We start from the raw sequence: 12,339 nt of genomic DNA, 5'->3' as shown, positions 1-12,339 counted from the left end.
TCGGTAATAAAATACAATTAAGTTTGTAGTAACGACATAAATTTTCAATACTAACCTCTTTTATTATAAAATTAAATTATTAGTATGAATTAACAATTTTTTGCAAAACACCTAAAATCATTGGAACATTATCAAGACAATAAACATCAGCATCAATAATTAAATTATTTCCTTCTAATTTAAGAAACCGCCAGACAACGCCAGTAGTTACGCAGCCAAATACGGCAGGTAGTGAATTGTGCTCGCCTTCATTAAATAGCTGAGCCGCCACCATTTGTGCTGCACACTGTGGCAGACAAGATTCTATTTCTCCGCCTTTCGTTTCTCTCAATGCAAAAATGGGGACTTTAATTTCAAAATCAAAGGGCACGGAAGACAGTAGAAAATCGCATTCTCCATTCAATCCCCGATCGACATCTACATCAAATGACCAGCCGGAAAAGATAGAAAATTGTCGGTTGTTCCTTTCTCTAGATTCTAACAAAATAGGAGAAATAATCCGTTCTGAACGTTCTTTTGCAGTTGTCACAGCAGTGTTAGAACTAATTTCTAGGGTTCTCCAAAGCCATTCGGAGGGTTCTAAAGGAAGAACCTTAGCACTCAGAATAGAACCCAGTGAGGGTTCCAATCCAAACAGATCTTTTAACTGTTGGAAAGTAAAGGATTTGTAAGACATCGTTCTCAGGTAAGTCGGTGAAAATAAAGATTACTTCGAGATCGAAAGCGAGTAGAGAAACGCTAAACTCGCTTGTATAGCAACCCTTTCATAAATTTTCAACCTTTCTTTTGTTCCTTTTTCTCTCTTCCCTCGGACTTCAACATCAATCCGTTAATTAAATTCGTTAAATTCGTTAAATTCGCTTTGCGAATTCGTTGCCGAAGTTTCTTCTAAACATTTAACCACTCCAGGAGTACCCTGGGCGCAGGTAACAAAATTATTAACAAAAGCCCGATCGCCAGCAACCCCAAAAAATCCCGCCGATTATCCAATTCGCTGACATCATTCAAGGCCGGTTCGTCGTTGAGTGGCGTCAAGAACAAAATAATCGCCCACAGCAGCAAACCCTGTTCCAAAAAAGAAAGCAGCAGCATACAAAGTCTAGCAACTTGCCCGATCGCCATACTCGCTCGCTGACCGAACGTCGCGTGCACGATGTGCCCGCCATCGAGTTGTCCCACGGGCATCAAATTAAACGCCGTCACTATCAAACCCAAATAACCCGCCACCGCTACCGGATGCAAATCGATCGCAGTTTCCGCATTCAAAGCACCGCCCAAGGTTAACTTGCTCAAGAGAGTCATCAGCAGCGAAAAATTGGGTTTGAAAGACTCAAAATTTAACATTCCCGATTTGTCAGAAAGCGGTACAATTGTCGAATGATCCAAACCCCAAATTAATAATGGCACTGTCGCAACTAAACCCGCAAGGGGCCCGGCAATGCTAACATCAAATAAAGCTCGGCGGTTGGGAATAGGGCTCCGTATTTGAATGAATGCGCCAAAAGTTCCCAAGAAAAAAGGAATCGGAATAAAATAAGGCAGAGTCGTGCGAATTTTGTAAAATTGGGCAGCTAAATAGTGGCCGGATTCGTGAAGTCCCAAAATTGTAATGAGAGCCAGCGAGTAAGGCAAACCCTGGAGCAATAGTGACGGGTTGGACTGCAAAGCTTGTTCAGTAACTCCCGCCATTCGCGCCCCGACAAGCGTCGTCGTAAACATCGTGATCAGCAGCAAAGCTAATGCGAAAAAAGGCCGGGTTACAGATTCGGTTTTGACAGGAGTTTCTCCTGATTGGTGGCTGGGATTGGGAACTATGGCAAAAAAAGGTTGACCGCTCAAGCTGTTTTGAAATACTACTAAAAAGCGATCGCCAAAAAGCCTCTCCACATTCTCCCGAATTGCCTGATAAGCCGCCTCCGGGTTCGTGCGCAACTGTCCGCGACAAATTACAGCCTGCGGCCGAAATTCCAAATCTCGCAAAAAGTAAATTGACCAAGGAAAACAATCGCGCAAACTCGCTTCTTCTTCTTGGTTGATCGGGCGCACGGGCGGTTTTGGCTTTGCAGGTTCATTCGCAGAGTCTGCTACCTGCCCAGCAGTTTCGTCGGTAATTTTCTTGCGCCCCAACTGTACCAAAAACCAATACAAAAAAGGGCAAACCAGAAAAGGTATAATTACTAACTCCGGCGGTACTGTTTTGCTCGTACCGTTAACTAAAACCCAACCGCTCCAAATCAACGGCGGCGCCATCATTACCAGCCACAGCAGCCATACCGGAGTTCGGGTGATGCGGCTGATGCCGTTCTGCAACAAGTAGTACGAGATCAGCCCCAATACGAACAACCATAGTAAAAACAACATAATATTTATCCCATTCCCTTCTGAAATACTTCCTTGAAACAACAGAGTTCAGTCTCCAAACAACCCAGACCCGTGCTGGACAATATCTTTGCTTTCCCGCCTAACCGGGATACCCTGGGTGCAACAGCTTATTTCATTGTAGAAAACGAATCGAACATCCTGGTGGATTGTCCCGCTTGGGATGAGATTAACCAAAGCTTTTTGCTCGCGCGCGGCGGTGTGCGACTGCTGTTTCTCACCCACCGCGGCGCTATCGGCAAGGCGCGGGAGATTCAGGAAGCCACGGGGTGCGATATCCTGATTCAAGAGCAGGAAGCTTATTTGCTGCCGGGATTGAAGGTGACGGTTTTTGAGCGAGAATTTGGTGTGAGCGATCGAATAAAAGCATTTTGGACTCCAGGCCATTCTCCAGGTTCGTCTTGCCTTTATGATAGTGGCAGCGGCGGAGTGCTGTTTTCGGGCAGACACTTGCTCCCCAACCGAGAAGCTGCCCCAGTACCGCTATTGACGGCAAAAACTTTTCACTGGCCCCGGCAAATTAACAGCGTTAAGTCAATTATCGATCGATTTTCGCCCTCCACTCTGCAATATATTTGCCCGGCTGCCAATACTGGTTTTTTGCGCTCCAAAGGATCGATCGATCGAGCTTTTGAGCAATTAACAAACCTGGATTTAGCCGTTTGTTTGCAGTCGAAACCCGGCCCCTAAATCTAGGCTGCAAAATCAAAAAATGGTTTGACGCGCTAATTATAGCGATAAGGTGCGCACTACGCACCCTACATTATTCTTCAGTCTCTTAGAGACGGGCGAAACTTTGTATAGTGGCGGTTACAACCGCCGATTCTTATGGAAAAAACCGAAAAACAAAAAATGCTCGCCGGCGAATTGTATTTAGCTGCGGATGAGCAATTGATTTCAGAGCGCCTGCGAGCCCGCCGCCTCGCCAGAACCTACAATTCTACCCGCGAAGACGAACCAGACAAACGGTTAGAAATTATCGCGGAATTGTTCGGTGCAGTCGGGCCGAAAGTTGAAATCGAGCCACCTTTTTACTGCGACTACGGCAGCCATATTTATGCTGGAAACGGATTGTATATGAATTTTGGCTGCGTGATTCTCGACTGCAATCGAGTTAGCATCGGCGAGAATTTACTGTGCGGGCCCAACGTCCAAATTTACACCGCTCTTCACCCCACAGACCCGGAAATTAGAGTTGCTGGCCTAGAACTCGCCGCTGAAATTAATATTGGCAATAATGTTTGGATTGGCGGCGGCAGTATTATTTGTCCGGGAGTCACTATTGGCGACAATAGCACGATCGGTGCAGGCAGTGTCGTTGTCAAAGATATTCCCGCAAACGTCGTGGCGGCGGGGAATCCTTGCCGAATCATCCGGCATCTACCTTGATGTGGTACGATCGACACAATCGTGCGATCGGCTCTTCGGAGCTTAACCCAAAAATTTTAGGTATTAGAACAGCCGGTTTGAGATTTTCCACGTAAAATCCCCGAAAAAAACCGTGGAAAAAATGTAAAATCTCAAATCTCAAATCCCTTAATTTCTCGTTCCCGGTTTCCACACTACCAAGCTTTTCTTATGACGACTGCAACAGTTTATCCCAACGCTCCGGATCTCTGCACCGACGACTACATAGCAGTCGGTGTAGCTACCTGCTTCATCAAAGAAGAAGGCGAAGTTTTTGAAGTGCAAGTAATCGAAGCTATTCCCTCAGCAGCTTTGGAAGCAATTGTCAAGGGAATTCCCACATCCTATTTAATGGCTTGCGGGACGACTTTGGGAGCAGTGCTCGATGGCGAATCTCCCAAAATGTTGCCAGAATTCCCGACATCAGCTCAGTTTAGCGAAGAATTTGGCTTTCGGGCGATTTCCGCTGCCCGCACTTACAAAATCCGCCCCCAAGCTCAACTTCACATTCCCTTGGGAACCGTTCGCAACGACTTTACTTATTCCTTAGAACGCAAAAGAGTCCTCAACTCCGAGCGCGTTATTCGCACTGAAGACAATGTGAAACAGCACGAACACACTCACAAGGTTCTTTAAACAAATCGCGCAACTGAGGCTATTTAGCAGCGCCTCAGTCAGCGGATGCAGCGAAAATAGTTTTGAGTTTTGAGATGTGAATTAAAAATTTAAAAAGCTTTTCATTCATTAATGAGGGAAAAGCTTTTAATATTTCAATATTAAGACCAACCCCAAACATCTGAAAGTAGGGTGTACCGCTGTGTGTGTACCTTACCTCATAACACAAACGCCGAACATCTCAACGTAGAATGATGCCTGCGCACATCACCTAATCAACATAAATTATTAAGGAGTGTTAAGAAAACTCTTAAATTGTTGATTAAATATTCTAATTAAATAAAAAATATAGTAAAATTTTTTATGGCCGTTTAACAGTGTGAACCAGCCGGCGGGAAAAAATTCCAAAATTCCCGCAATTATTCAATGCTAGTAGTTTCAGACTATTGGCAGGCTGGGACTACATCGCAGGTGATCTGAGAATTTCAATCTCACAAATTAGTCAAACAATGGGAAGCTTTGCGAGAGTTAAGTGGTGGAAATTAACTCGACTATTGCCAGCGGGATTTAAGGGTGAATACCCTCTTCCCTACAAAACTGCGCTGTTACTTTGGGGCGTAACAATTCTGGCAGCTAGCATAACTGGTTGTATCAGCTATCAAAGCGTTCGTCGCTTGATTATCAACAATTTAGAGCGAAATGCTTTGTTAGAAGTTAGGGAGCGCGGGAACAATATCGATCGGTGGCTCGGCACTAGAAAGGCTGAGATCCAACTCCTCGCCCACACTCCTCCCGTTCGTTCGATGAATTGGTCAGTGGCAGAGCCTTATTTAAAATCCGAAGTAATTCGACTGGAAAAATTCCAGCATTTCGCACTAATAGCTCCCGACGGTTCTTATTTCACCACAAAAGTAGGCAAAGCCTTGATTAATGTCAGCGACCGCCAACACTTCAAAAAGGCAATGGCTGGGGAAGTCTATGTTTCAGATCCTACCATTTCTCGCACGCTCAAAAAACAAAGTATTGTTCCGATTTCGGCTCCGGTGTGGTCAAATTCGGCAAATTCTATTTATAAAACAGCAGAAAAGCCGATCGGAGTAATGAACGGGGTCATTAGCCTCGACCGAATTGCCGAAGTAGTAGGAAAGCTGGAATACGGGCCAGGAACTTACGCTTTTGTTCTCAATTCTCAAGGAGTGCCGATTGTCCATCCCAACCCTGGGTTAATCGGAAATATCGACAAGCCGGCTCCCAGTCTTTTAGAGTCTGCAGATCCTAATTTGGCGAATGTAGCCCGGGAGATGGTTTATCAAAAAACTGGCATTTTGCTGACTAAAATCAACGACACCAGAGTTTATGTTGCCTATCTTCCTTTAGAACAAGCTGAATGGTCGATCGCCCTCGTAATTCCCCGCGACAATCTCGAAAAACAACTGCTCCCCTTCAATCTACTAGCAGTAGCCGCCGCCGTACTTGCCGCCGCAGCTATTTTCGCAGCAATTGCCGCACTCAAGCTGTTTGCCCTAAATTGCATTCGCACTCGCACAGAAGCCCTTCTCCACCGCTTGACAGGCCGCATTCGCGCTTGTTTGCACCTCGATCGCATCCTCCAAACTACAGTAGACGAACTCGGTACTTTGCTGCAGCTCGATCGAGCAATTTTCGGATGGTACGATCCCCGACAAGATACTTTAGAATTTGGCTGGGAATATTGCCGGGAAGGTTTGCCCGGGCGCTTGGGAATCTTCGGCGTTCCAGGAGGGCCCTCTGGAGATTTAGCTGCACGCCTCCACCGCTGCGAAACGATACTGCTATATAAAACCGTCGCCCCTGATAGCGGAACGTCTCAGGAACACGCCTATATCGAACTAACAAACAGCCACTACGCAGCAGTACCCGTACTGACTCAGACTAATCGGCTCGGATATTTGTTCGCTTGTACAAACCGGCGGTTTGCGACTCCCGACGAGGTAGAAGTTTTGGAAGCAATTGCAGACTCGCTGGCGATCGCAATTTCCCAATCCCAACTCAACGGGCAAATTCAAGAAAAACTCAAACTTTTGGAAGAAGTATTAGCCAAACTCAGAAGAAATGAAGAGCATTTAGTACAAAGCGAAAAAATGGCTATTGTCGGTCAACTAGCAGCCGAAGTTGCCCAAGAAATTAATAACCCGATTAACTTTATTTACGGCCGCGTGCTTCACCTCAACGATTATATCAAAGATTTGCTTAATATAATTCGCCTCTATCGCGAACAATATCCCGAACCTGTGCCGCGAATTGCCAAAGAGATACAGGCTGGCGACATAGATTTTATTAGCCAAGAGTTGCCGCAAATTCTCAATCTATTGAAAATAGGAACCGATCGCATTCGCCAAATAGTCCTTGCTTTGTGGAAATTTTCGCTTCCTGACGAAGCCAACAAAGTACACGCCAACCTTAATGAAAGCATCGAAAATATTTTGCTGTTGCTAGCGAGCCGGCTGGAAAAAAAAATATTAGTAGTCAAGGAGTACAACAACCTGCCGCCAATTTTGTGTTATCCCGGTCAACTGAGCCAGGTATTCGCGAGTCTCCTGAGCAATGCCATTGATGCTGTTAACAGTATTGAAAACTCTGCTCAAATTATTACAATTAAAACAAATATTGTCGAGGATTCTCCAGGCAGGTGTATTGCAGTATCCATCGCCCACAACGGGTTCCAAATTCCGCCGGAAATTCAACACAGAATATTTGACCAGTTTGGCCATACTAAATTATTTAATAAGTTTACAGGATTGGATCTGTCGGTTTGCTATAAAATTATTGTAGAATTGCACGGCGGCAGCCTGAAAGTTGAATCTCCGGTTCAATCTCAAACTGGGGGCGGTGCTGAGTTTATAGTAAAATTGCCGATCGTTTAATTGAAAATTTTAACAGTCGATCGAGCATCGTGAATGATGAATGCTTTTGCCTCCCTCTTCGTCCGCGTCGGATCGATTTCAATCGCCCAGTTTTTATTTCAATTTATCGAAGCGTTAACTGCTAAGCTGTCGGGCATCTTGCGCTGTATTTCTCGGGGGGCGGGACACCCCACCAGAATTTCATCAAACTTGACTTTAAAATTTAGATGCACCTCAGCTTAGTTTAGTCCTGAACCCAGAACCTCTATATTTAGGGTGCTACTTATGGCGATCGGGTACACCGCTATCAGTAGCACGTAAAACCACTTTTTGCGTCCAGAACTGTAGCTCATAATTGTTCATTATCATACAGATAAGCCCTGAGCTTTTCAACACCGCCAATTATGAAACCAATGTGATGAAAAAATGAATCAAATATGAAAAAAAAGCAGCTTTATCAAAATTTAGTGTAAAGTAAAACAGTCAAGAGGAACACTTTACCTATAACATCTAACAATTTACAAAAATGGATGCAGCCACTACCATATTACTTTCCTTGGGACTAGCAGCAGATGCTTTTGCTGTTGCTATTTCTAGCGGTTTAGCAATCAAACACATGAAGGTCAATAAAGCTTTAAAAATTGCCTTATTTTTCGGAGTTTTTCAAGCTTTAATGCCCGTAATAGGATGGTTAATAGGTCTTAGTTTTAGTTTTTTGATAACACCGATCGACCATTGGATAGCTTTTGGGCTTTTGAGTTTCATTGGCGGTAGAATGATTTATGAATCGCTGCAAAGCGAAGAATGCGAGAAAAAGTTTAATCCCTTAGATACGGGGACTTTGATAACGCTGTCGGTGGCGACGAGTATCGATGCTCTCGCAGTTGGTCTCGGATTTGCAGTGCTAAAAACTTCGATCGGCCCTGTTGTTAGTGCGATCGGATTTATTACTTTCTTAGTCGTATTTGCTGGCGTGTTTATCGGTCACAAGTGCGGCAACTTATTTGGAAATAAAATAGAGTTCCTCGGAGGCGTAATTTTAATTGCGATCGGCAGCAATATCTTATTTTCGCATTTAACAGCAGTGTCAGCAGTCATTAGTCATTAGTAATTAGTAATGGGTAATGGGTAATGGATACTCATTCCAGGCTATGCCTGGGAACACATACCCGGAGGCTGTGCCTCAAATGCCCAATTCCCAAAAAATGCTATAACAGCAATATTGCATTAAAGGATAAAAATTCCGTGCTGAAACTTTACGGCGGAGCCCGCAGCAGGGCATCAATTGTCAAGTGGTATCTAGAAGAAATAGCGGTTCCCTACGAATTCGTCACCCTAGATATGCCAGCAGGGGCACACTTGCAGCCAGAGTATCTCGAAATTAACCCGATCGGCAAAGTACCGGCAATTGTTGAGGGAGATTTTAAACTTTGGGAATCCGGTGCAATTCTGCTGTATTTAGCTCAAAAACATGGTAAAATGCCCGAGACTTTGGAGCAGCAAGCTCAAATCGTGCAGTGGGTCATGTTTGCTAATGCCAGCCTCGGGCCGGGAATATTTACAGAAGCAACTCGCGATCGCGAAACTCCCCGCTTGTTAACACCGCTTAATCAAATCTTCGAGAAACAGCCGTTTTTAATGGGTGATGAATTCGGCGTCGCCGACGCAGCAGTCGGGTCAATATTGGGTTACATTCCGATGGTGCTACAGCTAGACCTCAGTCCTTATCCGGCTGTTGTAGATTACATCAAGCGGATCTCAGAAAGGCCGGCTTTCAAAAGTGCGATCGGCGGTGGCTGAAGCCAGAAAGAAGAACGAAACAAAACTTAATAACTAAAAGCAGGGGCAATTTGTGAATTGCCCCTGCTTTTTATGAAATCAAACTTATCTAAATCCGACAGCGGCCTGCCAAACAAAAGCCAGCAGCAAGAAAAACACGGGAATAACGGGCAAAACATTAACCAAAGGCTCAAAAATCGAATAAGCTTCGGGCAGTTTTGCTAAGAGTAATGCAGCTTCCATGAATCAACCTACCTATCCAACAGAATTTTCATAATTGTCGCATATCTTTACCCAAGGCAATCACGATCGATCGACTCTTGGTGCGAGCCAGCTAGCAAACTCTTCAGTAAATCGATCGGCCAAAATCGCTTCCCGCATCCTCCCAGTAAAGCGAATCAACTCCGTCACATTGTGAAGCGCCAGCAAAGTATACCCCAGCACTTCGTTAGCCCGCGCCAAATGGGCCAAATAAGCCCGACTGAATTTTTGGCAGGTATAACAAGGACAAGACTCATCCAGCGGAGCAAAATCCTCCCGGAACCGAGAATTTTTCAAATTCCAGCGTTCCCCACCCACAAAAGCCGTCCCGTGGCGGCCCAGCCGAGTCGGAATCACGCAGTCAAACATATCTACGCCACTCGCCACAGCCAACGCCATTTCCCGATAAGTCCCAATCCCCATCAAATAACGCGGTTTATTTGCCGGCAACAGGGGCGCTGTCACCCTCACAATCTCTGCGATCAAATCCCCCGATTCCCCGACACTAACCCCGCCGATGGCGTAACCGGGCAAATCCAAATCTACTAACTGGTTCGCCGCGCGCGATCGCAAATCGGGGAAAACACCCCCCTGCACAATGCCGAACAAAGCTTGATCTGAGCGCGAGTGAGCTTGAATGCAGCGTTGCAGCCAGCGGTAAGTGCGATTTGTTGCCGCCTCCACCTCCTCCCGCGTAGCGGGGTAAGGGGGACACTCGTCAAAGGCCATAATCACATCGGCCCCCAACAGATTCTGAATTTCGATCGATCGTTCCGGCGTCAAATTAATCCTGCGGCCGTCGCGGGGAGACCGAAAAGTCACCCCATCATCAGTAATCTGGCGCATTTGGCTCAAGCTAAACACCTGAAAGCCGCCCGAATCCGTCAGAATCGGGCCCGGCCAAGCCATGAATTTATGCAATCCGCCGGCGCCTGCGACAATCCCTTCCCCCGGCTGCAAATGCAAGTGATAAGTATTTGCCAAAACCATTTGAGAACCCGCCGCCTCAAGATGTGCTGGTGTCAAAGTTTTGACATTAGCTAGCGTCCCCACGGGCATAAATTTAGGCGTTTCCACAACACCGTGGGGAGTGGAAAAAACCCCTGCACGCGCTTGGGTATGGCTGCAATTAGCCTGACATTTAAAAGAAAATCCCGTGTTGTCTTCAGTCATTAGTCCCCGACGATCGTTAACCGCTACTCGGCCGTCCGTGTTATCTAATCTATTGTTGATGACATCGCGACAAAAAACTCATGACCCCGCCCAAAAACGGATACAAGTTTCCAACAATCGTCGTGGAGGGCAAAAAATTTTAGACCTTAGTTCTAACTCCCAGATTCAATGCTGCAAGTAAATCTAAAATCTAAAATCTAAAATCTAAAATCGACTGACTGACGGTTAAAAGGGGGAATCGTCCTCATCCAATGGCAGATCCCAGTTGCCTGAGAGTACCTGATCGACAACCGCATCCAAAGCCGCAGCATTTAAATTCCGGGCGAATTGCTCTTGCAAAGGATTGGAGAGGGGAATTAAGCGCAACTGCCGTCCGTCTTGAATCAAGTCAAAATAAGCACCATCTTCAGGGGACTGTTTCAGTTCGAGGTAATCAAAACTATACACGTTCAAATAAAGCGCATGGTTGGCAATCAGGGTAGAACGATGGGGGTTGGCGAAGACTTCGAGCACATAACCTTCCCCTTCGCTGTGAATCTTGCCATCTTGTATGTGAAGGTAGCGGACACGTCCTAAATCAAACAGCAATCTTTTGATATCGCGTTTGTTGACGACAATCCCTGTATCGATGATGCAAGGAGCAACTACCCTGTTATTCAATTGGTCGTGACTCATGGAGTAAAAGCCTCTGTTGTATTATGTTCCCGTCTTGGAAATCAGGGAGTTAGCTAGAATTCTTGGGAAGGGAAACGCGGATCTTGAGTTTAGTCATTTTAGATAGGGAGCTTCGGGATCGCTGCCGACAGAGGTTTTCCTGGGAAAAGATCTCGGACAGGAGGAATGCCCGATCCAAAAAACTAGGGTGTTACAGCTCCAATTCTGGCACACGCTAAGGGATTGACAACTGCATACGAGATGAAAAACTTTCTATCTTATGGTGGATAATAAATTGGTTCGCTCTACGATCGGCTTTTTCCGGAATCAAGGCGCTGCCATCGCAGCCGCAGTCGCTTTTTATACTTGTTTGCCGGTACCGATGTCTTGGACTTTGGAGTTTCGGGGCATTGCTCGCTTGGCACCGGCGATCGGGCTTTTGATTGGGGGGATGCTGGGACTGGCGGATCTTGGGTTGCAGTTGTTGGGAATGCCTGCTTTGACTCGATCGGCCTTAGTGGTAGTGTTGGGCATCGCCGTGACTGGCGGGCTGCACCTAGACGGGGCTATGGACGCGGCAGACGGGCTGGCTGTACCAGACCCGGTGCGCAGGCTGGAAGTCATGCGGGACAGCGTTACAGGAGCCTTTGGGGCAATGGCTGCGATCGCGATCGTGCTGCTGAAAACTGCCGCTCTCTCGGACTTGAATAACTATCGGTGGCTGGCTTTGATGGGTGTCGCCGGTTGGGGGAGGTGGGGCCAACTGGTGGCGATCGCCCGGTATCCTTATCTCCGGGCCGAGGGTAAAGGAGCTTTTCACAAAGAATCGATTTATTCTCCTTTTGATTTTATCCCAGGGGTGCTGTTGCTGCTGAGTTTGAGCGTGGTGCAAGTTGTCTTGGAGGGTGATCGGTGGCTGTTGGCGGTGGGGATGGCTTTGGGGGGAAGTGCGATCGGAATTTTTGCCGGAGCCTGGTTTAACCACCGTTTGGGCGGCCACACGGGCGATACTTACGGTGCTGTCGTCGAGTGGACGGAGGCTTTGTTGCTGTGTCTGTTGGCGGCTTTGGAAGGGTGAAGATGCAACGCTTGCGCTTGGGCGTTGCTGAATCAAGGTATGAATGCCCCAGGAATGGGAATATCGTGAAATTTCAAGTAATGTATTAATAACTTAATAGAATGCTTGAGC

Annotated in this window: 12 protein-coding genes; 7 read left to right on the top strand and 5 right to left on the bottom strand. The window is 46.3% G+C overall.

The annotated features are described in order from the left end of the window. Positions 1-79: 79 nt before the first annotated feature. Together E5S67_RS10965 and E5S67_RS10960 are read right to left on the bottom strand one after the other, a co-directional pair. Positions 80-676, bottom strand: a complete 597-nt coding sequence (locus E5S67_RS10965; RefSeq protein ID WP_172187070.1) for a hypothetical protein — start codon at positions 674-676, stop codon at positions 80-82. Between the two features lie 212 nt (positions 677-888). Then, positions 889-2,361 (bottom strand): site-2 protease family protein, encoded by a 1,473-nt coding sequence (locus tag E5S67_RS10960; protein WP_172187069.1) that lies wholly within the window; start codon positions 2,359-2,361, stop codon positions 889-891. Between the two features lie 33 nt (positions 2,362-2,394). On the opposite strand from E5S67_RS10960, the gene E5S67_RS10955 reads away from it, so the two are divergent. From E5S67_RS10955 to E5S67_RS10930, 6 genes are all read left to right on the top strand, one after another. Beyond that, positions 2,395-3,069, top strand: coding sequence for an MBL fold metallo-hydrolase (locus tag E5S67_RS10955; RefSeq protein ID WP_172187068.1), 675 nt, complete (start codon positions 2,395-2,397; stop codon positions 3,067-3,069). Between the two features lie 138 nt (positions 3,070-3,207). Beyond that, positions 3,208-3,768, top strand: coding sequence for a sugar O-acetyltransferase (locus E5S67_RS10950; RefSeq protein ID WP_172187067.1), 561 nt, complete (start codon positions 3,208-3,210; stop codon positions 3,766-3,768). Between the two features lie 189 nt (positions 3,769-3,957). After that, entirely contained in the window at positions 3,958-4,422 is a 465-nt protein-coding gene (locus tag E5S67_RS10945) for a hypothetical protein (RefSeq protein ID WP_172187066.1), read from the top strand. Positions 4,423-4,910: 488 nt separating this feature from the next. Then, positions 4,911-7,304: a cache domain-containing protein gene (locus tag E5S67_RS10940; protein WP_172187065.1), complete on the top strand. Its 2,394-nt coding sequence runs from the start codon at positions 4,911-4,913 to the stop codon at positions 7,302-7,304. Between the two features lie 505 nt (positions 7,305-7,809). Further along, on the top strand, positions 7,810-8,391 hold the full coding sequence (locus tag E5S67_RS10935) for a manganese efflux pump MntP (protein ID WP_172187064.1): 582 nt from the start codon (positions 7,810-7,812) through the stop codon (positions 8,389-8,391). A 137-nt stretch (positions 8,392-8,528) separates the two neighbouring features. Next, positions 8,529-9,083, top strand: a complete 555-nt coding sequence (locus E5S67_RS10930; protein ID WP_172187063.1) for a glutathione S-transferase N-terminal domain-containing protein — start codon at positions 8,529-8,531, stop codon at positions 9,081-9,083. Positions 9,084-9,167: 84 nt separating this feature from the next. On the opposite strand, the gene E5S67_RS10925 is transcribed toward E5S67_RS10930, so the two are convergent. The 3 genes from E5S67_RS10925 to E5S67_RS10915 all read right to left on the bottom strand — a co-directional run bounded on the left by E5S67_RS10925 (position 9,168) and on the right by E5S67_RS10915 (position 11,171). Further along, the gene (locus E5S67_RS10925) at positions 9,168-9,305 is read right to left on the bottom strand and encodes a photosystem II reaction center protein K (RefSeq protein ID WP_006634808.1); all 138 of its coding nucleotides are present in this window, start codon (positions 9,303-9,305) and stop codon (positions 9,168-9,170) included. Between the two features lie 60 nt (positions 9,306-9,365). Then, positions 9,366-10,496 (bottom strand): tRNA guanosine(34) transglycosylase Tgt, encoded by a 1,131-nt coding sequence (gene tgt / locus E5S67_RS10920; protein ID WP_172187062.1) that lies wholly within the window; start codon positions 10,494-10,496, stop codon positions 9,366-9,368. A 225-nt stretch (positions 10,497-10,721) separates the two neighbouring features. Further along, positions 10,722-11,171, bottom strand: coding sequence for a hypothetical protein (locus tag E5S67_RS10915; protein ID WP_172187061.1), 450 nt, complete (start codon positions 11,169-11,171; stop codon positions 10,722-10,724). A 259-nt stretch (positions 11,172-11,430) separates the two neighbouring features. Between E5S67_RS10915 and cobS the strand changes: the two genes are divergently transcribed. Further along, entirely contained in the window at positions 11,431-12,228 is a 798-nt protein-coding gene (gene cobS / locus E5S67_RS10910; protein WP_172187060.1) for an adenosylcobinamide-GDP ribazoletransferase, read from the top strand. Positions 12,229-12,339: the final 111 nt, after the last annotated feature.

The organism is Microcoleus asticus IPMA8 (genome assembly GCF_013179805.1).
Classification (GTDB): Bacteria; Cyanobacteriota; Cyanobacteriia; order Cyanobacteriales; family Microcoleaceae; genus Microcoleus; species Microcoleus asticus.
Note: the sequence above shows the minus strand (reverse complement) of the source record. Positions and strands in the feature narration are given on the sequence as shown.

What these genes read in the sequence shown, in the direction of transcription:
- E5S67_RS10945 (WP_172187066.1), top strand. Translation starts at nt 3,958, where the DNA reads ATGACGACTGCAACAGTTTATCCCAACGCTCCGGATCTCTGCACCGAC.
- cobS (WP_172187060.1), top strand. Translation starts at nt 11,431, where the DNA reads ATGGTGGATAATAAATTGGTTCGCTCTACGATCGGCTTTTTCCGGAAT.
- E5S67_RS10960 (WP_172187069.1), bottom strand. Translation starts at nt 2,361, where the DNA reads ATGTTGTTTTTACTATGGTTGTTCGTATTGGGGCTGATCTCGTACTAC.
- E5S67_RS10915 (WP_172187061.1), bottom strand. Translation starts at nt 11,171, where the DNA reads ATGAGTCACGACCAATTGAATAACAGGGTAGTTGCTCCTTGCATCATC.
- E5S67_RS10935 (WP_172187064.1), top strand. Translation starts at nt 7,810, where the DNA reads ATGGATGCAGCCACTACCATATTACTTTCCTTGGGACTAGCAGCAGAT.
- E5S67_RS10925 (WP_006634808.1), bottom strand. Translation starts at nt 9,305, where the DNA reads ATGGAAGCTGCATTACTCTTAGCAAAACTGCCCGAAGCTTATTCGATT.
- E5S67_RS10965 (WP_172187070.1), bottom strand. Translation starts at nt 676, where the DNA reads ATGTCTTACAAATCCTTTACTTTCCAACAGTTAAAAGATCTGTTTGGA.
- E5S67_RS10940 (WP_172187065.1), top strand. Translation starts at nt 4,911, where the DNA reads ATGGGAAGCTTTGCGAGAGTTAAGTGGTGGAAATTAACTCGACTATTG.
- E5S67_RS10950 (WP_172187067.1), top strand. Translation starts at nt 3,208, where the DNA reads ATGGAAAAAACCGAAAAACAAAAAATGCTCGCCGGCGAATTGTATTTA.
- tgt (WP_172187062.1), bottom strand. Translation starts at nt 10,496, where the DNA reads ATGACTGAAGACAACACGGGATTTTCTTTTAAATGTCAGGCTAATTGC.